Origin of the sequence: Sphingomonas sp. Leaf62, assembly GCF_001421915.1 — a bacterium.
Taxonomy (GTDB): domain Bacteria; phylum Pseudomonadota; class Alphaproteobacteria; order Sphingomonadales; family Sphingomonadaceae; genus Sphingomonas.
In genome coordinates this window covers 236,694-259,903 of record NZ_LMLN01000030.1, presented here as the reverse complement: position 1 = coordinate 259,903, position 23,210 = coordinate 236,694, and the positions used below count along the sequence as shown (strand labels likewise).

At 67.4% G+C, this 23,210-nt stretch carries 21 protein-coding genes; 5 read left to right on the top strand and 16 right to left on the bottom strand.

Features of this window, described 5'->3' with window-relative positions:
- Positions 1–67: 67 nt before the first annotated feature.
- A complete protein-coding gene (locus ASE91_RS16515) occupies positions 68–2,344 on the bottom strand; it encodes an ATP-dependent helicase (protein WP_056628154.1) in 2,277 nt (758 codons plus the stop codon).
- Positions 2,345–2,536: 192 nt separating this feature from the next.
- On the opposite strand from ASE91_RS16515, the gene ASE91_RS16510 reads away from it, so the two are divergent.
- Both ASE91_RS16510 and ASE91_RS16505 read left to right on the top strand, forming a co-directional pair.
- On the top strand, positions 2,537–2,839 hold the full coding sequence (locus ASE91_RS16510; RefSeq protein ID WP_056628151.1) for a UrcA family protein: 303 nt from the start codon (positions 2,537–2,539) through the stop codon (positions 2,837–2,839).
- Between the two features lie 137 nt (positions 2,840–2,976).
- Positions 2,977–4,224: an MFS transporter gene (locus ASE91_RS16505; protein WP_082454084.1), complete on the top strand. Its 1,248-nt coding sequence runs from the start codon at positions 2,977–2,979 to the stop codon at positions 4,222–4,224.
- 4 nt (positions 4,225–4,228) lie between these two features.
- On the opposite strand, the gene ASE91_RS16500 is transcribed toward ASE91_RS16505, so the two are convergent.
- From ASE91_RS16500 to ASE91_RS19030, 3 genes are all read right to left on the bottom strand, one after another.
- Complete coding sequence (locus ASE91_RS16500) at positions 4,229–5,407, bottom strand: GGDEF domain-containing protein (protein WP_056628146.1); 1,179 nt, start codon at positions 5,405–5,407, stop codon at positions 4,229–4,231.
- Between the two features lie 64 nt (positions 5,408–5,471).
- A complete protein-coding gene (rsmD, locus tag ASE91_RS16495; protein ID WP_055999808.1) occupies positions 5,472–6,023 on the bottom strand; it encodes a 16S rRNA (guanine(966)-N(2))-methyltransferase RsmD in 552 nt (183 codons plus the stop codon).
- Entirely contained in the window at positions 6,023–7,606 is a 1,584-nt protein-coding gene (locus ASE91_RS19030; RefSeq protein ID WP_235530539.1) for a pseudouridine synthase, read from the bottom strand. Before ASE91_RS19030 ends, rsmD begins: the two co-directional genes overlap by 1 nt.
- A gap of 182 nt (positions 7,607–7,788) precedes the next feature.
- On the opposite strand from ASE91_RS19030, the gene ASE91_RS16485 reads away from it, so the two are divergent.
- Both ASE91_RS16485 and ASE91_RS16480 read left to right on the top strand, forming a co-directional pair.
- The gene (locus ASE91_RS16485) at positions 7,789–8,223 is read left to right on the top strand and encodes a response regulator (RefSeq protein ID WP_055999805.1); all 435 of its coding nucleotides are present in this window, start codon (positions 7,789–7,791) and stop codon (positions 8,221–8,223) included.
- 243 nt (positions 8,224–8,466) lie between these two features.
- Positions 8,467–10,101, top strand: coding sequence for an AmpG family muropeptide MFS transporter (locus ASE91_RS16480; protein WP_055999802.1), 1,635 nt, complete (start codon positions 8,467–8,469; stop codon positions 10,099–10,101).
- Positions 10,102–10,322: 221 nt separating this feature from the next.
- Here ASE91_RS16480 and ASE91_RS16475 read toward each other — a convergent pair whose 3' ends face one another.
- The 6 genes from ASE91_RS16475 to ASE91_RS16450 form a co-directional block, all read right to left on the bottom strand.
- A complete protein-coding gene (locus ASE91_RS16475) occupies positions 10,323–11,627 on the bottom strand; it encodes a bifunctional folylpolyglutamate synthase/dihydrofolate synthase (RefSeq protein ID WP_056628143.1) in 1,305 nt (434 codons plus the stop codon).
- Between the two features lie 141 nt (positions 11,628–11,768).
- A complete protein-coding gene (accD, locus tag ASE91_RS16470) occupies positions 11,769–12,620 on the bottom strand; it encodes an acetyl-CoA carboxylase, carboxyltransferase subunit beta (RefSeq protein WP_055999796.1) in 852 nt (283 codons plus the stop codon).
- A complete protein-coding gene (trpA, locus tag ASE91_RS16465) occupies positions 12,617–13,417 on the bottom strand; it encodes a tryptophan synthase subunit alpha (protein ID WP_056628815.1) in 801 nt (266 codons plus the stop codon). Before trpA ends, accD begins: the two co-directional genes overlap by 4 nt.
- Complete coding sequence (locus ASE91_RS16460) at positions 13,414–13,794, bottom strand: endonuclease domain-containing protein (RefSeq protein WP_235530538.1); 381 nt, start codon at positions 13,792–13,794, stop codon at positions 13,414–13,416. Before ASE91_RS16460 ends, trpA begins: the two co-directional genes overlap by 4 nt.
- A gap of 39 nt (positions 13,795–13,833) precedes the next feature.
- The gene (trpB, locus tag ASE91_RS16455) at positions 13,834–15,063 is read right to left on the bottom strand and encodes a tryptophan synthase subunit beta (protein WP_055999793.1); all 1,230 of its coding nucleotides are present in this window, start codon (positions 15,061–15,063) and stop codon (positions 13,834–13,836) included.
- Between the two features lie 39 nt (positions 15,064–15,102).
- Positions 15,103–15,738 (bottom strand): phosphoribosylanthranilate isomerase, encoded by a 636-nt coding sequence (locus tag ASE91_RS16450; RefSeq protein ID WP_056628141.1) that lies wholly within the window; start codon positions 15,736–15,738, stop codon positions 15,103–15,105.
- A gap of 98 nt (positions 15,739–15,836) precedes the next feature.
- Here ASE91_RS16450 and ASE91_RS16445 point away from each other — a divergent pair, with 98 nt between their 5' ends.
- Complete coding sequence (locus ASE91_RS16445; RefSeq protein WP_056628138.1) at positions 15,837–16,661, top strand: hypothetical protein; 825 nt, start codon at positions 15,837–15,839, stop codon at positions 16,659–16,661.
- A 337-nt stretch (positions 16,662–16,998) separates the two neighbouring features.
- Here the strand turns inward: ASE91_RS16445 and pyrF are convergent, their stop codons facing one another.
- From pyrF to ASE91_RS16415, 6 genes are all read right to left on the bottom strand, one after another.
- A complete protein-coding gene (gene pyrF / locus ASE91_RS16440) occupies positions 16,999–17,676 on the bottom strand; it encodes an orotidine-5'-phosphate decarboxylase (protein ID WP_056628135.1) in 678 nt (225 codons plus the stop codon).
- Positions 17,673–17,987 carry a LapA family protein gene (locus tag ASE91_RS16435; protein ID WP_056628132.1) on the bottom strand — a complete coding sequence of 105 codons (315 nt, stop codon included), beginning with the start codon at positions 17,985–17,987 and terminating at the stop codon, positions 17,673–17,675. The genes pyrF and ASE91_RS16435 overlap by 4 nt, the downstream gene beginning before the upstream one ends.
- 76 nt (positions 17,988–18,063) lie before the next feature.
- Positions 18,064–20,355: a patatin-like protein gene (locus tag ASE91_RS16430; protein WP_056628129.1), complete on the bottom strand. Its 2,292-nt coding sequence runs from the start codon at positions 20,353–20,355 to the stop codon at positions 18,064–18,066.
- On the bottom strand, positions 20,352–21,047 hold the full coding sequence (locus ASE91_RS16425; protein ID WP_056628126.1) for an endonuclease/exonuclease/phosphatase family protein: 696 nt from the start codon (positions 21,045–21,047) through the stop codon (positions 20,352–20,354). The genes ASE91_RS16430 and ASE91_RS16425 overlap by 4 nt, the downstream gene beginning before the upstream one ends.
- Positions 21,048–21,093: 46 nt before the next feature.
- Positions 21,094–22,440 carry a sensor histidine kinase gene (locus ASE91_RS16420; RefSeq protein WP_056628123.1) on the bottom strand — a complete coding sequence of 449 codons (1,347 nt, stop codon included), beginning with the start codon at positions 22,438–22,440 and terminating at the stop codon, positions 21,094–21,096.
- Positions 22,437–23,156: a response regulator gene (locus tag ASE91_RS16415; RefSeq protein ID WP_055999772.1), complete on the bottom strand. Its 720-nt coding sequence runs from the start codon at positions 23,154–23,156 to the stop codon at positions 22,437–22,439. The genes ASE91_RS16420 and ASE91_RS16415 overlap by 4 nt, the downstream gene beginning before the upstream one ends.
- Between the last annotated feature and the right edge of the window lie 54 nt (positions 23,157–23,210).

Below are 23,210 nucleotides of genomic sequence, written 5' to 3'. Positions count from 1 at the left end.
TCAATATACCGAACCGATTATTCGTTCGATTACATACGTTAAGGACAGTTTCGGTCGGGACGAACCTTCACCCCGGCGTGACGAAGCTGTCCAGAACGCGCTTCTGACCGGCGGTTTCGAACAACACCTCCAGCTTGTTGCCCTCGATCGTCTCGATCGTGCCGTACCCGAACTTCTGATGGAACACGCGCTGCCCGGTCGACAGGTCGCTGCGCCCCTTGTTGCCAAGGCTGATCGCGCTTGCCCGCGCCTCGACGACGCGCGCCGGGGTGGTGGTGAAGGTCGACCCTTGCGACGCGGCGCGTTGCCAGCCCGGACCCCGCCCGGTGCCGCGTGCGACATCGGCGAACGGATCGGCGCGTTCGCTCCAATTTGCCCGCCACAGGCTTTCGCCCCCTGCCATGGTCGTTTCCGTATCGATATGCTCCGCCGGCAATTCGCCGACGAAGCGCGACGGCAGCGACGAATTCCACTGGCCATAGATGCGGCGATTAGCAGCATGGAACACCACGGCCAGCCGCCGCGCGCGGGTGATCGCGACATAGGCGAGGCGACGTTCCTCTTCCAGCGACGCGGTCCCGCCCTCGTCGAGCGAGCGTTGCGACGGGAACAGCCCTTCCTCCCATCCGACGCAGAACACCGTGTCGAATTCCAGCCCCTTGGCGGCGTGGATGGTCATGATCGTGACCTTCGGCTCCTCGGCCGACGCCTCGTTGTCCATGACCAGCGATACGTGTTCGAGGAACGCGCCGAGCGACTCATACTCCTCCATCGCCCGGACGAGTTCGGTCAGGTTTTCCAGCCGCCCGGCCGCTTCCGCCGTTTTTTCCGCCTGATACATCGCGGTATAGCCGCTTTCGTCGAGCAACTGCCGCGCCAGCTCGGCATGCGGCAGGTCGCGCGCCATGTCGCGCCAACGGGCGAAGTCGCCGACCAGCCGCCCGAGCGACTTGCGCGCCGCCCCGGTCAGTTCGTCGGTGTCGAGGATGCGGGCGGCGGCGGTCATCAGCGACGACCCCGTCGCGCGGGCGTATCGATGGATCGTCTGCACCGCCTTGTCGCCCAAACCCCGTTTGGGAACGTTGACGATCCGTTCGAACGCGAGGTCGTCGGCCGGCTGGTTGACCACCCGCAGATAGGCCAGCGCATCGCGGATTTCGGCGCGTTCGTAGAAGCGGAAGCCGCCGACGATGCGGTACGGCATGCCGATGCCGATGAAGCGTTCCTCGAACTCGCGCGTCTGATGCTGTGCGCGGACAAGGATCGCGCAATCGTCGAGGCTCTTGCCCTCGCGCCGTACCTGTTCGATCGTGTCGCCGACCCGGCGAGCTTCTTCCGGGCCGTCCCACACGCCGATCACGCGGACCTTTTCGCCGACATCGCATTCGGTCCACAGCGTCTTGCCCAGCCGTCCGCCATTATGCGCGATCACGCCCGATGCCGCGCCAAGGATATGCGGCGTCGACCGGTAATTCTGTTCGAGCTTGATGATTTTCGCGCCGGGAAAGTCGCGTTCGAAGCGCAGGATATTCTCTACTTGCGCGCCACGCCACGAATAGATCGACTGGTCGTCGTCGCCGACGCAGCACAAATTGCGCCGTTCCTGCGCCAGCAACCGCAGCCACAAATACTGGACGCTGTTGGTGTCCTGATATTCGTCGACCATGATGTAGCGGAACCGCTGCTGATACTGGGCCAGCACCGCGCGGTCGGTGCGCAGGATCGTCAGCACGTGCAGCAAGAGGTCGCCGAAGTCGCAGGCGTTCACTGCCTTCAACCGGTCCTGATATTGCTGATACATCTCCCCGCCGCGGCCGTTGGCGAAGCGTTCGCTCTCCCCGGCATCGACATCGGCGGGGGTCATGCCCTTGTTCTTCCAGCCGTCGATCAGCCCGGCCAGGCTGCGCGCCGGCCAGCGCTTCTCATCGAGATCGGCGGCAAGGATCAGCTGTTTCAGCAGGCGCAGCTGATCGTCGGTGTCAAGAATGGTGAAATTGGATTGCAATCCGACCAGTTCGGCATGTCGCCGCAGCATCTTCGCGCCGATCGCGTGGAACGTGCCGAGCCACGGCATCCCCTCGACCAGATCGCCGACTAGCCGCCCGACGCGTTCGCGCATCTCGCGTGCGGCCTTGTTGGTAAAGGTCACCGACAGGATTTCGGACGGATAGGCTTTGCGGGTATGGAGCAGGTGCGCCAGCCGCGCGGTCAGCGCCGCCGTCTTGCCGGTACCCGCGCCCGCCAGCACCAGCACCGGGCCGTCGGTGGTCAGCACCGCGTCACGCTGCGGTTCGTTCAGCCCGCGCAGATAGGGCGGATCGGCAGGGGTAGGAGCAAGCGACATCGTCGAACAGGTAGGGAACGAAGCGTAAAGCGACAAGCAAGGAAATTGTTTCGGAACCGTCATCGTCCCGCCATCGACGCTTCGCTGCGTTGCAATAATTACGCCGTACCAGCGCGTTGCCGGTGGACGGCGGCACCCGGATCGCGGGCGACCGCTGCTGCGACGGGCACCGTATCCGCAGGAGCTACCATCATGACCCTTCGTACCATCGCCTTTGCGGCGACTGCTGTCGCATGCCTGTCGTCCGCCGCCCATGCCGAAGTCCGTGAACGGGTCACCGCACGCGTGTCCTATGCCGGCCTGGATCTCAACCGGATGGAGGATCGCCGCACCCTCGACGCCCGGATCGATCGCGCGTCGCTGGTCGCGTGCCGTTCGGGCGTGTCCGGCCTGCGCCGCTTCGCCGACGAAAACCGCTGCCGGGACGAAATGCGCCGCGACGCGCAGGTTCGCGTTGCGCAGATCGCGCCTGTGAAGGTCGCCAGCGCCAAGTAACCGTTCGACGGGATTACCGCCCTGGACATGATGTCCGGGGCGGTATCACCGATAATTGCGCGACGGTCGATCCGCGCGAAAGCTTCTTGCCCCGAAGCTGCAAATCGGTAGGCGGGCGCATGGCCCAACCACATCCCATGCGTGCCCATCGCCGCATCCTGATCGCCAGCCTGATCGGCACCTCGGTCGAATTCTACGACTTCTATATCTATGCGACCGCCGCGACGCTGGTGTTCGGCTCGCTGTTCTTTCCGCTCGAAAGCACGTCGGCACAGTTGATGGCGAGCTATCTGTCGATCGGCCTCGCCTTTATCGCCCGGCCGCTCGGTGCGGTGGTGTTCGGCCATTTCGGCGATCGGCTGGGCCGCAAATCGACGCTGGTCGCGTCGCTGATGCTGATGGGTGGCTCGACGCTGCTGATCGCGTTCCTGCCGACCTATGCGCAGGTCGGCTGGGTCGCGCCGCTGCTGCTGTGCACCTTGCGGTTCGCGCAGGGGCTGGGGCTGGGCGGCGAATGGGGCGGGGCGGCGTTGCTCGCCGTGGAGAATGCACCGCCGGGCTGGCGTGGCCGCTTCGGCATGGTCCCGCAACTGGGCGCGCCGGTCGGCTTCATCGCCGCCAACGGGTTGTTTCTGCTGCTCGGGCTGACCCTGTCGGAGGCGGACTTTCTCGCCTGGGGCTGGCGGCTGCCGTTCCTGTTCAGCGTCGCGCTGGTCGGGCTGGGCCTATGGGTGCGGGTCAAGCTGACCGAAACCGCCGCCTTTGCCCAGGCGCTGGCGCACGAAGCGCCGCCGAGCGTGCCGATCGCCGAACTGGCGGGCAGCCATTTGCGGGCGACGCTGGCCGGGACGTTCGGCGTCGTCGCCTGCTTCGCACTCTATTACATCGCGACGACCTTCGTGCTGGGGTATGGCACGAACACGCTCGGCTATGCGCGTGGCGCATTCCTGCAGACGCAATTGATCGCGATCCTGTTCATGGCCGCCGGCATCGCGCTCGCCGGATGGCTGTCCGACCGGTCGACCCCGGCGCGGGTACTGGCGGGCGGGTGCATCGGCGTCGTCGTCGCCGGCGGTCTGCTGGGGCCGATGGTCGGGGCGGGATCGCTGTTCGTGATCGGCGCGTGGCTGTCGTTCGCGCTGCTGATGATGGGGTTCGTCTATGGCCCGCTCGGCGCGTGGTTGCCGGCGCTGTTCCCCGCGCGGGTCCGCTATACGGGTGCGTCGATGGGTTTCAACGTCGGCGGTGTGATCGGTGGCGGCCTGACCCCCAGCATCGCGCAGGCGCTGTCGATCGACTATGGCCTATGGTCGGTCGGCGCCGTGCTGGCCGGGGCGGGGGTGGCGAGCCTGATCGGACTGGCACTGGTTCCGCGCGAGCGTTGAGCGTTCACCCGGCGCGATCGGTCAGGGCGCTGACCGGATCGGGCACCGGCAGGATGCGGTTGCGCCCGGCCCGCTTGGCATCATAGGCCGCGCGATCGGCGCGTTCGAGCAGGCGGTCGAGATCGTCGTCGGCCGACAGTTCCGCCAGCCCGGCGCTGATCGTGATCGCCGGCAGATGACCGGCGATTTCGGGCAGCGTCGCGCGCACCGACTGTGCGCCCAGCCACGCCCCGCGCAACGTCGTCCGATCGAGCAGCGCGACGAATTCCTCGCCACCCAGTCGCGCGATCGCCGCCGATCGTGGCAAACGGTCGACCAGCAGCCGGGCAAAGGCGCGCAGCACCGCATCCCCGGTCGCGTGACCGTAATTGTCGTTGACCCGTTTGAAATGGTCGAGGTCGAACAGGATCGCCACCAATGGCTGGTCATCGCTGCGCGCATCGGCGATCATCGCCTGCGCCCGCCGGTCGAACCCGCGACGGTTCGCGATACCGGTCAGCGGATCGGTTTCCGCCTCCGCGATCGATCGGCCCAGCGCCGTCTGTACGACCAGTAACAGCATCAGCAGCCCGACGCTGACGATCAGCATCCCGCCGATCGATTGCGAGAACAATGCATAGCTGCTTGCGGCATATTCCTTCGCCGAAGCCCCCGATCCGAACAGCACGGCGAACAGCGGTTTGATCAGGAAATGCAGCGTCATCAACCCGGTGGCGATGCCGAGCGCCAGCCACAATCCCCCGCGCCGTCGCCGCGCCGCATCGACCGCCAGCGCCGTCGCCAACCCCGACCCGATCGCAAAGGGGGCCTGATAGGCGAATTCATACCAGAGTTCGTTGCGTGGTCCGTTCCAAATCGCGGCGCGCACCACGATGCCGAACAGCACCAGCAGCGCGGCCCACCGCCACGGCCGCCGCCGCCCCGCCATCGCTGCCAACCCCAACGGCAGCAACGCGATGCTGCACAGGAACGAACCATAGCTCGACAGCATGAACGGCGTGGTGAACGGCGTCAGCCGCACGCCCAGCTCGCTGATCGGCGCCAGTCCGCCGATCAGAAAGGTCAGCACGAACCACGTCACATGACGTTGTCCGGGATAGGACAGGCGAATGATCGCAAAGGTGACTGCGAACAGCCCCGCGACCACGGCATTGACGATCAGAGCGTAGAGCGCGCTGTCCATCGATCCGTTTCCATTCGCTTCGCCATCCTTTCGAACTAACGAAGATTCACCCCTAAAAGGTTAATCAATCGATTTCGTCGGCCAGCCGCAACAGCGTGATCCGCGCCTTGCCATAGACGCGCTCGGCATCGACGGTGAAGCGCGGCAGGTCCAGCACTTCGGCCTTCGCGGTCTCGATGCTGACCCATGTCGCCGGCCCGATCCAGCCGAGCCGCGCCAGCTTGTCCGCCGCCACCGCGCCGGCCCCGCTGCCATAGGGCGGGTCCATCATCACGATGTCGAGCGGACGCGGCGCCGGTCCCAGCGCCAGTACCGACGTCGCGCGCACGTCCCCGCCCGCCGCGTCCAGCTTGGTCAGATTGGCCCGCAGCGCATCCAGCGCGGCACGGTCCTGTTCGACGAACAGGCAGGTCGCGGCACCGCGCGACAACGCCTCGATACCCAGCGCGCCCGATCCGGCGAACAGGTCGGCGACCGCCAGTTCGTCGAAACTGCCGACGCGGCTGGCCAGCATCGAAAACAACGCCTCGCGCGTGCGATCGGCGGTGGGACGGGTCGCGTCCCCCTTCGGCGCGACGATCGGCCGACCGCGCCACAGGCCCGAAATGACCCGCATCAGCGCTTGCCCCCGCCGGGACGGCCACCGCCCTTCGGCTTGCCCTTGGCCGGCTTGGTCGACGGCGTGGCCTTGGCCCAGCCGGTCGGCTTGCGCTTCGGTCGTTCGACGAAGCTCGCCCGGTCGACATCGGACGCCTGTTCGCGCGTCATCCGCTTTTCGACCGGACCGCGCGGGCCTTCGGTCGTGCGCTCCACCTGTGGCCGGCGCGCGACGCCGTCATAGCCCGGGCGGTCGGCATGGGCTGCGGCGCGGCGGGTGCGGGCATTGTCGGTGCGCTCCCCATAAGCGCGTCGGTCGCCCAGCCCCGGCTGCCGTCGCTCGGCGGGCGTCTGTCCGGCCTGCGCCAGCGGATCGAAGTTATCGCGGCGGTCGACCGGCCGTTCGGTCGCATGGGTGCGCGGACCGATCGCCCGCGTGTCGGCAGCGCGCGGTCGATCGCCGAACCCGGGGCGTTCCGGCCGTGCACCGAAGCTACGTCGCTCACCATCACCCTGCGGCCGCGCGCCAAAGCTGCGTCGCTCGCCATCGCCCTGCGGCCGCGCGCCAAAGCTGCGTCGCTCGCCATCACCCTGCGGCCGCGGACCGAAGCTGCGCCGCTCGCCATCACCCTGCGGCCGAGCGCCGAAGCTGCGCCGCTCGCCATCACCCTGCGGCCGCGCGCCGAAGCTGCGCCGCTCGCCGTCACCCTGCGGCCGGTTCGGACCATCGCGATCGGGACGGCGACCGCTGAAGCCCGAACGCTGTCCGTCGCGCTCGGTGCGCGGGCGGCGTTCGTCGAAACGCGATGTCGCGACCGGTTCGGGACGCGGCAGCGGCGTCGCGCGCCGCCACGCCTTCAGCGCCGCCGGATCGGCACCGTCCGGCACAGGCTTGCTGGTCGGCTTGTTGGTCAGCGTCTTGCGGAACGCGACCAGCTCATGCTGCTTGATCTCGTCGACCTCGCCCTCGGGCAGGTCTTCGAGATAGAAGGGGCCATAACGGGTGCGGATCAGGCGCGACACCTTCAGCCCGAGATGTTCGAGGACGCGGCGAACCTCGCGGTTCTTGCCCTCGGTCAGCGTCATCTCGATCCAGGTGTTCGTGCCGGTGCGGCGTTCGAGATTGGCGTTGATCGGGCCATAGCGCACCCCCTCGATCTCGATCCCCATCATCAGGTCTTCGAGCTGCTGCTGGCTGATTTCGCCATAGGCGCGCGCGCGATACGTTCGCTCGACCCCGGTCGCGGGCAGTTCCAGACGGCGCTTGAACTCGCCGTCGGTGGTCATCAGCAACAACCCTTCGGTATTCAGGTCGAGCCGACCGACCGGGATCACCCGCGGCAGGTCCTTGGGCAGGCGATCGTAGATCGTCGGCCGCCCCGCGCCATCGCGTTCGGCAGTCAACGTGCCGGCCGGCTTGTGGAACCGGAACAACCGGGTCGGTTCGGGCGCGGCGACGGGTGCGCCGTCGACGGTCACGCCTTTCAGATTGGGCAGGATGGTCGCCGGCGTTTCGAGCACGACGCCGTCCAGCGCGACGCGCCCGGCGGAAATCATGCGCTCGATGTCGCGGCGCGACGCCACGCCGGCACGCGCCAGCAACTTGGCGATTCGCTGGCCTTCACGGGGGGATTCGTTCGTGGATTCGGGTGGGGTAACGATGGTCAGGGTTTCCGTTTGCGGCGACGCGACGAAAGTTTCAGCCGAAGCGGTTCCTTCGTCGCCTTCGCGAGTTTGTGGGTTCGTATAAGCTGTAAGCATCCCGGTGGAAAGCGAGTGGGGCAATGTTGTTCGGGCGCAAGAAGCGGCACATCAACCGGATCCTCGTCGTGGAGGACGAACCCTTGGTCGCGTTCGATACCGAACACTTCCTCGGGGCGTCGGGTTTCGAGATCGCGGCGACGGTCGATACCGTCGCCGGCGCGCTGGCGACGCTGGAGTCGGTCGGCGACATCGATCTGGTGCTGGTCGACATCAACCTGTCGGACGGCAGCGGGCTCGACGTTGCGCGCGCGGCGCACGAACGCGGCATGCCGGTACTGCTGGTGACCGGTGCCTGCCCGCTGGAGGCGCAGGTGTTCGCGGCCGGCTGTCTCGCCAAACCCTATCCGCAAAAGGATCTGCTGAGCGCGATCGAAGCGATCGACGCGGTCATCGGCGGGGCGAAACTGCCCCGGCGGTTGCCGAGCGGGTTCAACCTGTTCCGAACCGCGGCGTAGAACTTCCTATCGGTTCCTACCGGTTCGCTCCCCGTTTGGTTCGAGCAGCTTCGAGCGTAGTCGAGAAGCGTCCGTCGAGAACGCCTGTCCAGCGGAACGCCGTTCTCGATACGCGCTCTCGACTTCCTTCGATCGCTACTCGAACCAAACGGAGGAGTAGGGGGTAAAACGACGTCGCCACACCCCCGCCTTGCCGCCACCGCCAACCCCTTCTACGGTCGCGCCCCTTCCGGGAGGACATGAATGACCGAAGCCGCGCCCAAGGGGCTGGCGCTGATCCGCATGGGGCTGGGCAATCGCAAGACGGCGGCGATGTTCGCGTTCGGCCTTGCCGCCGGGCTGCCGTTCACGCTGCTGCTCGGCACGCTCAACGCATGGTTGGCGGAAGCGAAGATCAATCTCGCCACGATCGGCCTGTTGTCGTGGATCGGGTTGATCGCGGCGTTCAAATTCCTGTGGTCGCCGGTCGTCGACCGGCTTCGCCTGCCGCTGCTCGAACGCTTCGGGCGGCGGAAATCGTGGTTGCTGCTGTGTCAGGCGGTGCTGGTCGCGGCGTTCCTCACCCTGTCGCTCAGCGATCCTGCGGTGGCGATCGGCTGGTTCGCGCTGGTCGCCGTCATCGGCGCGTTCGCGGCGGCGACGCAGGATACGGTCATCGATGCGTGGCGGATCGACGTCGCCGACGAACGCGCGACGCTGGGCATCCTGTCGTCGATCTACCAGCTCGGCTACCGCCTTGCGACGCTGATCGGCGGGGCGCTGGCGCTGGTGCTGGCCGATGCGATCACATGGCCGATGGTCTATGCAGTGATGGGACTGTTCATGGCCGCGCTGTTGGTCGTGACGCTGTTCGCCCCCGACACGCCGCGCCCGGTCGTGGAGCGGGCGGTCGAGGGCGCGATCGGCCCCAGCCGCCGCGACAAGCGTACCGGTCTCATCATCGTCGGCTTGTGCTGGGGCTGGGCGATCCTCACCATCGGCGCGTTCATGGTGCGTGTGCTGAACGTCGCGCCCGGCGAAACCCCGCCCAGCGTCGGCGATTTCACCCGCCTGACCGGTCCGTGGATCATTGTCATCACCGTCGTCGTGCCCGCCCTGGTTGCGGCTTGGCTGAACCGGCAGACGCAACTGGCCGAATGGCTCGGCTGGAACCGGGACGGGGCAGAGGGGCCGACGCCCGGCTTCATCGAACATGGCTATCGGGCGCTGATCCTGCCGCTGTCCGAACTGGTCGGGCGGCTGGGGTTCGGCGCGGTCATCGTGCTGGGGCTGATCCTCAGCTACCGGCTGTGCGATTCGATCTGGGGGCCGTTCGCCTATCCCTTCTATCTGGAGGAACTCCACTACACGAATGCCGAGGTCGCCTTCGCCTCCAAGATCTTCGGCGTCGGCATGACGATCCTCGGCGTGTCGCTGGGCGGAATCCTGTTCGCGGTGCTCGGGCGGATGCCGACGCTGTTGATCGGCGCGATCGTCGCGGCGGCCAGCAACCTGCTCTATGCCGATCTCGCATCGGGCGCACCGGTGATCGATGCGGTGTCGGGTGCAACCGGGCTGCTGAACCTCGGCGTCGACGCGCGGATGATGCGATTGATGGTCGCGATCTCGGGTGAGAATATCGCCGGCGGCCTGGCCGGCGCGGCATTCGTCGCCTATCTCTCCTCGATCGCCAGCAAGGAACACAGCGCGGTCCAATATGCGCTGCTGTCGTCGCTGACGCTGCTGGTCGGCTCGCTCGGCCGCGCCGGCCTTGGCGAAGCGGTCGAACAGATGGGCTATGCCCCGGTATTCCGCTTCACCGCCGCGCTGGGGTTGGTGGCGGTGGTGTTCGTGCTGCTCGAATGGGTGCGGTGGCGGCGCGAACTTCGGAGGGGTTGATTCACGCGAAGGCGCGGAGACGCGAAGAAGAAAGATAAGATTTTCGCGCAGAGGACGCTGAGAGATACTGTTTGCCGCGATAGCGGCTCTGTCTCACTGCGATGCGCGAAGAGGCTTCGCCGGAGCGACGACGCCGGCCAAGCCGACACGCTCTCAGCGTCCTTTGCGCCTTTGCGCACTGAAAACCTTCGTCGTGTCTTCGCGCCTTCGCGCGAACCAACCTAAACCGGCACCTCATTATTCGCCGACAGCACGGTCCCCGCCAGATACAGCGACCCCGCGATCAGCACCGCCTCCGGCTCCGACCGTGCCAGCAGGTCAAGCGCCGCCGCCGGATCGGTCGCGACATCGGCCCGCAATCCCATCGCCCGCGCCTGCCGTGCCAGATCGGCCGGCGCATGATGGGCGTGACCCGATACCGGCACCGCGACGACATGGTCGACCACCTCGCCCAGATGCCGCAGCACCGCGCCCGCGTCCTTGTTGGCGAGCATCCCCAGCACCAGCGCCGATCGCTCGCCCCGGCTGATCCGGGGCCAGCCGCGTGCGACCTCGATCGCGGCGGATTCGTTGTGCGCCCCGTCGAGCCACACGCCATGGCGCGGATCGACCCGCCCGGTCAGCGGCCCGCGCGCGCGCAGGCGCTGCATCCGTGCCGGCCAACGCGCGGTACTGGCGGCGGTGCGGATCGCCGCATCGGAAATCGCCATTGCCGATTGATGCCGCAACATCGCCGCCGCCAGCGCCAGATTGTCGCGTTGATGTGCCCCGGCCAGCGCCGGTTCGGGCAGGTCGAGCGTGCCCATCGCATCCTGGTACCGCCCGTCGATCGATTCCCATGCCGGCCCCCGCGCGATCAGCGTCGCGCCCACGGCATCGACCGTCGCCTCGATCCTGCCTGCGATCTCGGGCGAATAGGCGAGGGTGACGATCGGTACCCCCGACTTGGCGATTCCCGCCTTTTCGCCGGCAATACCGACCAGCGACGATCCCAGAAACGCCTCGTGATCGATCCCCAGCGCCGCAATGCCGCAAACGGCTGGCGCAGGCAGGACGTTGGTCGCGTCCAGCCGCCCGCCCAAGCCCACTTCGATCACGCACGCATCGGCCGGCGTCCGGGCAAAGGCAAGGAACGCGGCGGCGGTGGTGATCTCAAAAAAACTCGCCCCGATTCCGTCGGCGGCATCGAGCACCTCGCCCAGCAGCACCGCCAGCGCCGCATCATCGATCAGCGTGCCGGCCAGCCGGATACGTTCGTTGAACCGCACCAGATGCGGGCTGGCATAGACATGCGTCCGCAACCCCTCCGCCTCGATCGCCGCGCGCAGATAGGCGCAGGTCGATCCCTTCCCGTTGGTGCCAGCGACATGGAATACCGGCGGTAAATGCCGATGCGGATCGCCCAGCCGCGCCAACAGCCGGGTGATGCGGTCGAGGCCGAGGATATCCGTCCCCGGCGACAGCAACGTCAGCCGGTCGAGCTGCGCCTGTACCGCAGGATCGGTCGAAACAGCGAAATCGGGCAACCCAAATCCTCCCCGCTACGCGGGGAGGGGGACCGCCGCGAAGCGATGGTGGAGGGGCGTCGCCGCACACGCTCCGCCCATGGCGATCCCCCTCCACCATGCTGCGCATGGTTCCCTCCCCGCGAGCGGGGAGGCGCTACTTCAAGCCGCTTCCTTGCGCCCCAGAAACTCGATCAACTGCGCCAGTTCGGCCGGCAGATCGCGGCGATGCGTCACGCGGTCGATCAACCCATGATCGCGGTAATATTCGCTGGTCTGGAAATCGTCGGGCAGCTTCTCGCGGATCGTGCTCTCGATCACCCGCCGCCCGGTGAATGCCAGCGTCGCCTTCGGCTCGGCGATCTGCACGTCGCCTAGCATCGCATAGGCCGCCATCACCCCGCCCGACGTCGGATCGGTCAGCACCACCAGATAGGGGAGCCCGGCATCGTGCAGCATTTCGATCGCCACGGTCGTGCGCGGCATCTGCATCAGGCTCAAAATGCCCTCCTGCATCCGCGCGCCGCCGCTGGCGGTAAAGACGATGTACGGCACACCGCGCGCGATCGCCGCCTCGACCCCGGCAATGAACGCCTCGCCCACGAACTGGCCCATCGACCCGCCCATGAATGCGAAATTCTGCACGCCGATCACGCACGCCCGGCCGGCGATCGTGCCGTACGCGTTCTGATACGCGTCCTGCTCGCCGGTATCGGTCCGCGCCGCCTTCAGCCGGTCGACATAGCGCTTGCTGTCGCGGAACTTCAGCGGGTCCTCGGCGACCTTCGGATTGGGCAGGATCTCGACGCTGCCGTCATCGAACAGCTGCTGGAACCGCTCCTTCGGCCCGATGCGGCCATGATGGTCGCACTGCGGGCAGACGTGCAGATTCTCTTCCCATTCCTTGTTGAAGATCATCTGCCCGCAGCCCTTGCACTTATGCCAAAGGTGATCGGGCGTTTCCTTGCGCGCGACAAAGGGCAGGGCGTTGCGGACGCGGTTGAGCCAGCTCATGCGGGTTCCCTGCTCGCCGTTGCGATCGCAGCAGCGAGGCTTTCGATGTAGGATTGGACGGGGGCGGCGGCCTGCGCGCCATGTTCAGCGACAATTTCAACAATCGCCGATCCGACGACGACGCCATCGGCGACGCGCGCGATATTCGCCGCCTGTTCGGGGGTACGCACGCCGAAACCGACCGCGATCGGCAAGTCGGTCGCGGCCTTCAGCCGGGCGACGGCATCGTCGATCGACGCCTGCACCGCCTGTTGCTTGCCGGTAATCCCGGCGACCGAGACGTAATACAGGAAGCCGCCGGCCCCCGCCAATACCTGTGGCAGCCGTGCCGCGTCGGTCGTTGGCGTGGCCAGCCGGATCGCGGCGACGCCATGCTCGCGCAGCTGTTCGCCAAGGCTGTCGTCCTCCTCGGGCGGAATGTCGACGCAAATCACGCCGTCGACGCCAGCGGCGGCGCAGGCTTGCGCGAACCAGTCGGCCCCGCGCCGAACCATCGGATTGGCATAGCCCATCAGCACCAGCGGCACGTGGGGCTGGCGCGCGCGGAAATCGGTGGCGATGCGCAGCACATCGGCCGTCCGCGTCCCCGCCGCCAGCGAGCGGATGTTCGCCGACTGGATCGCGGGGCCATCGGCCATCGGATCGGTGAACGGCATGCCGAGTTCGATCACATCCGCACCCCCGGCGACCAGCGCGTCGAGGATGGCGGGGGTAGCGTCGGGCGTAGGATCACCTGCGGTGACGAAGCAGACGAGCGCCGGACGCCCCTTGCCAAACGCAGCAGCAAGGCGGGTCAAAGCCCTCTCCCCTTCAGGGGAGAGGGTTGGGAGAGGGGATTGTTCACAACGTCTTCCAACTGTCTCAACACGCCGTCGAGATTGTACATCACATCGGCATTGGTAAACCGCACTACCCGATAGCCGGCTTGCGTCAAATAGGCGGTGCGTTCCGCGTCGTAAGCGGCGGTGTCGCCGTGCAGGTGGCCGTCGAGTTCCAACACCAGCTTCGGAGAGTTAGCCGCAAAGTCGGCGATATACGGCCCGACCACCTTCTGCCGCCTGAACTTCACGCCAGCGAACCGCTCGGCGCGCAACGCGAACCACAACCGCTGTTCGGCCGGAGTAGGGGCCTTGCGCGCCGCCTTGGCTCTCTCAATCAAACCAGCGTCGCGCACTGCCCCTCTCCCAACCCTCTCCCCTGAAGGGGAGAGGGCTTAAATCTCCACTCCCAGCGCGCTCGCCACCGTGAAAATATCCTTGTCCCCCCGCCCACACAGGTTGGCGAGGATGATCTGATCCGACCGCATCGTCTTCGCCCGCCGCGCCACCGCCGCGATCGCGTGCGCCGGCTCCAGCGCGGGGATGATCCCTTCGGTCCGGCACAGCATCTGGAACGCGTCGAGCGCATCGACATCGGTCGCGCTGTCATATTCGACCCGCCCGATATCGCGCAGCCACGCATGTTCCGGCCCGATGCCCGGATAGTCGAGGCCCGCCGAGATCGAATGCCCCTCGGCGATCTGCCCGTCCTCGTCCTGCAACAGATAGGTTTTGTTGCCATGCAGGATGCCGGGGAAGCCGCCCGCCAGCGACGCGGCATGGTCCTTGTCCAGACCGTGCCCCGCCGCCTCGACGCCCAGCATCCGAACGTCCGCATCGTCGAGGAACGGGTGGAACAGCCCGATCGCATTCGATCCGCCCCCGATCGCCGCGACCAGCAGGTCGGGCAGGCGTCCGGTCCGCTCCAGCATCTGCGCGCGCGCCTCGCGGCCGATGATGCTCTGGAAATCGCGGACCAGTTCCGGATACGGATGCGGGCCGGCGGCGGTACCGATGATGTAGAAGGTATCGTGGACGTTGGCGACCCAGTCGCGCAGCCCTTCGTTCATCGCGTCGGACAGCGTCGCCGCGCCGCTGGTCACCGGACGAACCTCGGCCCCCAGCAGCTTCATGCGGAACACGTTCGGCTGCTGCCGTTCGATATCGCGCGCGCCCATATAGATGACGCAGGGCAGGCCGAAGCGCGCACACACCGCCGCCGTCGCCACGCCATGCTGGCCGGCACCCGTCTCGGCGATGATCCGGGTCTTGCCCATGCGGATCGCCAGCAGGATCTGCCCGATGCAGTTGTTGATCTTGTGCGCGCCGGTATGGTTCAGTTCGTCGCGCTTGAACCACACCTGCGCGCCCATGCCCGGCTCGGCCGACGCGCGCAGCGTCTCCGACAGCCGTTCCGCATGATAGAGCGGGCTGGGCCGGCCGACATAATGCGTCATCAGGTCGTCGAACTGCGCGGCAAAGGCGGGATCGGCCTTTGCCGCCTTATATTCGCGGTCGAGGTCGAGGATCAGCGGCATCAGCGTCTCGGCGACATAGCGGCCGCCAAAGGCGCCGAAATGACCACGATCGTCGGGCTGGGCACGATAGCTGTTGGGTGCGTTCATAGGCCGCTCGTTACGCCCGGCGGCGGGCGCTGTCGAGTATCAGCGGCCCGTCACGCTACGCACGAACGCCGCGATCTGCCCGGCGTCCTTCACCCCCGGCACCGTCTCGACTCCCGACGACACATCGACCAGCGGCGCGCGCGTCGCCCGGATCGCCTCGGCGACGTTCCCGGCATCCAGCCCGCCCGACAACGCCCATGGCAGCGGGTGGACGAAGCCGTCGAGCAGGCCCCAGTCGAACCGCAATCCCATGCCACCCGGCAGCGCCGCCCCCGACGGCGTCTTCGCGTCATACAGCACCCGGTCGGCGGCACCGACCAGCGTCCTCGCCTCGTTCAGGTCGGCCTGCGTTTTGACCGCGACCGCGCCCCAAACTTCCTTGCCGGTTCGCGCGCGGATCGCCGCGATACGATCCGGCGCGGTCTTGTGCAGCTGGATCACGTCCAGCTGTCCCGCCGCCATCGCCGCGTCGATCAACGCATTGTCGGGATCGACGAACACGCCGACCTTCGCGACCTGTCCCGGCACCTGCCGCGCCAGCCCCGCCGCCGCATCGAACGCCAGATTGCGGGGGGAGGGGGCAAAGAACACGAACCCGACATGGCTCGCCCCGGCGGTCAGCGCGGCGGCCAGCGTTTCAGGCGTCGACAGGCCGCAGATCTTGATGAGCGTCATGCCGTGCGGCTTAGCGGGCGATCGGCCATGACGATAGGGCATGTGATCCGCCCAATGTCCATCTGGAGCGTCAGCCGACTTTCCCCTACAGCGCGGCCATGCATTTCGATCTGATCCAGTCGCTCGGCCTGTGCGGGGACACCCATGTTCCGAACGACGATCGTGCCGGGGTGCGGGCGCGTCATGCATGGGTGATCGACGGTGCGACCGACCTGTCCCCGCCGGGCCTGCTGGGGGCGCAGGGCGGGGCGGCATGGCTCGCCGCGACCGCCGATGCCGCCTTCGCCACGATCGAGGGTGCCGACCTTCGCGACACCTGCCATCAGGTATTCGCCACGGTCGAGGCCGCCTATGACCGACAGCGGCAACGGGACCCGCAGGGGCCATGGGAATTGCCCCGCGCCTCCTTCGCCGCCGTCCAACTGGTCGATGCCAGTCTGGACGTGGCATGGGCCAGCGACTGTTCGATCCTTCATGCTTCGGGCGATAGGGTGGCGTGGCGCACCCCGGCCCCCAGCCGAACCCGCGAAAGCGCACAGGCCGCCGCCCTCGGTCCCGGCATCGGCGCGGTAAAGCTGCGCAGTGCGGTCGTGCTGGAAGACCGTCGCGCCGCGCGCTCGCGCGCCGGCCAGCGGGTGCTAGGGGTCGATGCCGCCACCAGCGCGTCGGCGATGACGACTGCCCGGTTCGAAATCGCGATCGCCGACGAATTGCTGCTGATGACCGACGGCTTTGTTGCGCTGGTCGATTCCTACGGCGTCCATGACGCGGACAGCCTGTTCGCCGCAGTGCGAACCCGTGGCCTCGCGGCACTCGGCGTCGACCTGCGCCGGATCGAACAGGAGGACGCCGCCTGCCTGCGCTTCGCCCGGTTCAAGATCAGCGACGACGCGACCGCGCTGTGGGTGCGCGTCGGCAGCTGATCGGTTTCCTACGCGGCGCGGCAGTGTCAAGGTTCGCGCCGGGCCGATCGGCGGCCCCTGCTCCTTGAATCGTCCGAACCCTTTGAAACGTTCGTGCGCTTGTCGGCCCCGCATGTGGCAATCCCGACAAACTTTCACCGCCGAAGTTTACACCGAGACTGACGCAAGTATCTGTAAATGATAGGCTATTTTTAAACGCCGCCCCGCCTCGACGACTGGATACGTGTCAACTTCGCAAACTTCGGGCGTGCCGCGGACGGAGCCCGCGCTGTCGGCTTCACCGGCTGGACAGGCCTCGTGCGGGCGGTCGTGCTGCGCTCGACCTTGCCCGGCGCGTCTACAGTGTCGCTTCGATCGCTCTTGCTGCCTGATCGGGATCTTCCGCCTGCGTGATCGGCCGTCCGATCACCAGCACCGATGCCCCGGCATCCAGCGCGGCACGCGGCGTCACCACGCGTTTCTGGTCGCCCACCGGGCCATCGACCGGCCGCACCCCCGGCACGACGAAGAACCCTTGCGGCCACGCCTTCTTCGCGGCCGCCACCTCGGCCCCCGAACAGACGACACCGTCGACCCCGGCGCTTTTCGCCAGTTCGGTCAGCCGCACCACCTGCTCATGCGGATCGGGGGCGAGGCCGATCGACGACAGGTCGTGCGCGTCGAGGCTGGTCAGCATCGTCACCGCCACCACCTTGGTACCCAGCGGCGCGGCGGCTTTCGCATCCTCCAGCATCGCCCGCCCCCCCGCGGCATGGACGGTCAGGATCGCAGGGTCGAGCGGCCCCAGCGCCTGGATCGCCTTGGCCACCGTGTTCGGAATGTCGTGGAATTTCAGGTCGAGAAAGATCGGCAGGCCCAGATCGGCCATCGTCCGAACGCCCGCCCGGCCATTCGCCATGAAGAATTCGAGACCCAGCTTCAGCCCGCCGACATGGCCGCGCACCGCCTGCGCCAGCGCCTTGGCCCGGTCCAGATCGGGCGTGTCGATCGCGACATAGATCGGCGAACGGCTCATACGATACCTCCCGGCGTGATGGTCGGCACGGGATCGACGACATGTGTCGGTGTCGCCTCGACGCGGTGCAGGTCGGCCAGCGTCCGGTCGGTCGCGGCGATCCGCTGCCGCAACCGCCAGCGCGTCAGGTGGAGCGCGACGAAGGTCGGCAGGAACCCGGCCAGAAACGTGACGATCAGCAGCAGCGGCAGGTTCACATCGGCGTACAGCGTGCCCCACAGCTTCAGCGGGACCATCGTCATGTTGTTGAGCGCAAAGGCGACGATCACCCCCACCAGCAATGCCCAGAACAGGGTTTTCAGGAACTGCATCGCTCAGGGAGCCTTCGTCGTTGTCGTCGCTCCTTCCTTACGCCCGTCGCGCCGGCTTTTCCAATAGGCGACAGGGTCAGCCGATTTCGGCGCGCAATTCGTCGAACAGCGGCTGGATCGCCTGCAACCGTGGCTCTTCTTCGTCCAGAATGGCGAGGAACGCGGCGCGCTTGTGCCGGGTGAGCCACCCCGGCGGCAGATGAACCTCGGGCGGCAGGGTCGACAGCGCGATGTCGATCATCCGCTCGGCCCCGTGCAGCCGCCCCCATAGATAGTCGTTCTCGCGGTAGGACCGGCTGAAGAACGCGCCGAAATTGTTGAAGCGAATCCCCTTCAGTGTCGCTTCCGCACCGCCCGCGCGGATCGACGGCGCGTCGTCGGGCGCGATGCGATCGACCCGCACCGGATCGAATTCGTCCAGCCCCTCGCCGCCGAGCAACGGCAGCGTCGCGATGTCGAAGAACGGAAAGCCGAGATAGGCGAGCAGGATCGGCCGCCGGATGTCGCGCGGGGCGGCGGCCAGCGCCTCCGACAGGCGCGCATCGGTCCGCGCGTCGAGCGTGGTCAGGTCCATCGCCTCCGCCATCGCCGCCAGCAATGCCTCGGGATCGGTGCGCTTGTCCCCGACCAGCGTCCGGACTTCGGCGAAATGGTCGGCATTCTCGCACGCCAGATACGGCGTCAGGCTGGCGAAGATCGCCTCGCGCACCGGGGCCAGCGCCGCCGCATCCTGCTCGGGCTCCATCGCGGAGAGGGTCCGCACCAGCAACCGCAACCGCCGGATGCGAAAGGCGAGGTCGTGCGATCGCAGAAAGGCGATGGCGGCTTCCGATGCGCCGTCGCCGTCGAACCGGCCGGCATCGCTGTCAGCGACGACCTGCGCGAATCCTTCGCGCAGCCGCCGGACCCGGTCGGGCGACGCATCCTCGACCAATGTCGCGACCCGGTCGGCCAGCCGGTCTAGCACCTGATCGACTTTCAGCAGCCCATAGGCGGCATGGCCGTATCCGGCACGCTTCGCCGCCTGCACCTGCGCGCGCTGCCGCCAGCCGACCAGCCTCGCCGGGGTCGGCCAGTCGAGGAACAGCGTATAGCCGAACAGTTGCTCGACCTCCGCCTCGACCCCGACGCGCAGCTTGTCCACGATCGCCAGCATCCGTTCGATCCGTTCGGACCGCCGTTGGATCGCGTCCAGATTGTCGCGGATCGGCTGTTTGCGCGGCAGTTCGGACAGCGCGCCGAGGATTGTCTGGAAAAAACCGGGTGGTCCTTCGGCGGCGGTACCGATGCCGAATTTATGGTTGGGTGCCGGATCGAGATAGACAAAGCGCCGGTCGATCTGCCGCCGCGCCGGCCGTTCGCGCAGCGCATCGATGGCGGGCGCGAACGGCGCGTTGGCCAGCACCGACCCGTCGATCAGCGTCGCCTGATCCGCCATTCCCACCGCCGACTGGCGCGGCAGCACCCGGCGCAGAAACGCATCGCGTCCCGGCCAGTCGACCGCGCGATCGGCCAGTGCCGCATCCAGTTCCCCCACGCGGAATGGCGGGAACGCGCCGGGAAAGCTCGACGTCGCGCGCGCCGCGAACACCAGTTCGGCGGCGTCGGCCAGCCGGTCGCCGCCATGGTCGTGGAAACCGATGACCAGCCGATGTTCGGTCTCGACCACTTCCTTCGGCGAATTGAGCCGCAACACCTCGGGGTGACCGGCGAAGTCGGTGACGGTCACGAACAGGTCGAGCGGCTGGCCCGGCGGCAACAGCCTCGGCCCGGTGGGTGCTGCCGCCATCGCGGCAAAGGCGTCGAGCAGCATGTCGACGATCGCCCGCCCGCCAAAGGGCGGCTGGAACCAGCGCGCCCGGACGAACCGATCGAGCTTCTGGCGCAACTCGTCGCGCGCCGCGATATCGACGCTCGACGCATCCTCGCCCTCGCGGCCCAGCGCCATCCACGCGATCGGCCGTGCCCATGGTCGCGACAATGCGCTGGCCGGGCTCTGCGCCGGATCGATCAGTGCCTCGATATCCGCACCGTTCAGCCACAGGTCGGTCAGCGGATCGAGCGACTGACCGGTCGACACCGCCTGCGCCAGAAACACACCATTGATTCCCCCCGCGCTGGCCCCCGCGACGATATCGACCAGCACGCGCAGCCGGATGCCGGTCAACGCTGCCAGATCGGTCAGCATCGCCTGATACACGCCCGCGCTGCCCGTTAGCGGCTCGCCATCATCCTGCACCGCCCGGCTGGCGCGGGCGATGTGCCAGATTTCCTTGACCAGCCCATGCATATAGACGGCAAGGCTGATCCCCCCATAGCAGACCAGCGCGAGGCGCAGTTCGCGTTCGTGCAGCGGGGCATCGCTCATGCCGGCGCGAGCGTCGCCCAGATCGGCAGATGGTCGGACGCCTTGCGCGCGGCCGCACTGTGATGGACGCCGGCGTCGAGAATCTTCAACCCGCCCGAAACCATGATCCGGTCGAGGCGCCCGACCGGATGGCGCGCGTGAAAGCTGGGGCCGGTCTCTGCAAAGCAATGCGTCCGTCCGAAGTCGCGCAGACACCCCGAACGCGGCGTCCATTCGTTCAGGTCGCCCATCAGCACGCTAGGCAGTTTCGGCGTACAGTCCTCGACCTCGCTCAGGATCGCATGGGCCTGCTTGCGCCGCCACAGGCCCGACAGGTCGAGATGCATGCCGACCACCCGCAGCGTTACGCCATGGGTGGTCACATCGGCGCGCACCGCCCCGCGCGGTTCGAGTGCGGGGATATCGATCCGTCGCGGGCCGCTGACCGTCGCGTCCTTGCGGACCAGCAGGGCGTTGCCATGCCATCCCATCGACTGGGCCCGGATCGCCAGCGGCACCGCGACCCATGGGCTGTGTTCGTCCAGCAGATGGGCCGAAATCACGCCGGCGCGCTCGCCCAGCCGGCGGTCGCACTCCTGCAACGCGATGATGTCGGCATCGATCTCGCGCAGCACCTCCAGCGTCCGTTCGGGCATCCGGCGACGATCGGTGCCGATCGCCTTGCGCATGTTGTAGCTGGCTACTTTGATCATCGTTCAGCGCACAACGTCGCGGTACCGTATTTCGTTTCTCGGGCGGTCAGCGCGGCAACCGGATCGTCGCGTTCAATCCGCCGCCGTCGCGGTTGGCAAGTGCGATCTCGCCACCGGCATCCCGAACGATCGCCCGCGCCAACGCCAGCCCCAGACCGATCCCGCCGGTATCGCGGTTGCGCGACGTTTCCAGCCGGATGAACGGATCGAACACGGCGTCCAGCCGGTCGACCGGGATGCCCGGCCCCCGATCGGCGACGACGATCGTCACGGCTTGCGCGCCCGTTTCGACCCGCACTTCCGCCGCCCCGGCATATTTGATGGCATTCTCGATCAGGTTGCGCACCGCCCGCCGCATCAGATTGGGGCGCAGATGCAGCGGCACGCGCGCCGCTTCGACAAAATCGACGTCATGGCCGAGGTCACGGAAATCGTCGACCACCGCATCGACCAGCGCCGCCACGTCGACATCGGTCGCGGCCTCGCTCGGTCGGCCCAGCCGTGCCAGCGACAGGATATCGTCGAGCGTCGCGTTCATCTCGTCGATCGTTTCCGCCATGCGCGTGCGGTCGGTATCGTCCTCTACCGACTCGATCCGGACGCGAAGCGCGGCGAGCGGCGTGCGCAGATCATGGCCGATCGCGCCCAGCATCCGGTCCTTCTCATCGACCATCGCATTCACCCGCTGCCCCAGGTCGATAAAGGCGGAGATCAGCAGCCGCACGTCCTGCGGCCCCGACGGCGCGATCGCGGGCAGGGGGCGGCCGGGATGAAACGCCCGCGCCGCCACCGCCAGTTGTCGTAGCGGCTTGGCGATCCGGCGTCCGATCCACAACACCGGCAGCAGGACGATGACGTAGAGGATGAAGGTCTGCGCGAGCAGCTGCCACAACAGCCCGCGCTCGGCCATCGGCCACGGCGTATGCGACACCAGCCAGCCGCGCCCGGGCAGTTCGACCGCCGCGTCGAGCACCGCGCCCATCCGCCGCAACCGCTCGGCCCGCCGTCCGGCAATACCGCGCTCGCGAATCTCGGCCTCGTCGATCGGGCGGATGCGCGCCGCAATGCGTCCGACGCGGATACCGGCATCGGCAAAGCCGCCCCGGATCGCCTGCTCGACATCGGTTTCGGCTTCACCGCGTAGCGGCGGCACCCGGTTGGTCACCAGCCGGACGCCGCGCATCCGGTCCTCGCCGGCCATCCGGCGCGGCGCGGTCGTCCGCTCGGCCGCGTCGATCAAACGGGTGACCGCAGGCAAGGTGATCTCGGCAAAGCGAAATGCACGCCGCTCGCGCAGCAGCAGCGCAAAATTGAGTGCCTGCGCAACGAACAGCGCGACCGCGACCAGCAGCGCGATCTGGCCGGGCAGGCTCGTCGGCCATAGCCGCCTCACAGGCGCGTCACCTCGGCTGACAGCGTGTAACCACCGCCCCACACGGTCTTGATGATCTCCGGGTTGCGGACGTCGGTCTCGATCTTCTTGCGCAGGCGGCTGACCTGATTGTCGATCGCCCGGTCGAAGGCGGCGGCCTCCCGCCCCTGGGTCAGGTCGAGCAACTGGTCGCGGGTCAGCACCTGCCTCGGGCGCGTCACCAGCGCATGAAGCAGGTTATACTCCCCGGTCGACAGCGGCACCGACACGCCCTCGCGATCGACCAGCGCCCGTTCGCCGGTCTTCAGCACCCAACCGGCAAAGGCGAACGATCCCGCCTCCGGGGCATGTTGCCGGACCGTACCGCCGGCGGTCCGCCGCAACACCACCTTGACCCGCGCCGCCAGTTCGCGCGGGGAAAAGGGCTTCACGACATAATCGTCGGCTCCCATTTCCAGCCCGACGATCCGGTCGGTCTCCTCCGTGCGCGCGGTCAGCAGGATGACCGGCGTCTCGCTGGTCTCGCGGATATGGCGGCACAGCGACAGCCCGTCCTCGCCCGGCATCATGATGTCGAGGATGGCGAGGTCGATGGCATAGGCATTGAGCCGCGCCCGCGCGCCCTCGGCATCACCCGCCTGGGTCACGCGGAACCCCTGTTTCGTCAGATATTGGGCAAGCGGTTCGCGGATCGATCGTTCGTCGTCGACCAGCAGGAGGTGCGGGATATCGGCCATGTCGGACATGCTAGGCGCGGAGGCTCCTGAAAGGAACGCCGGACGGCGGGCGAC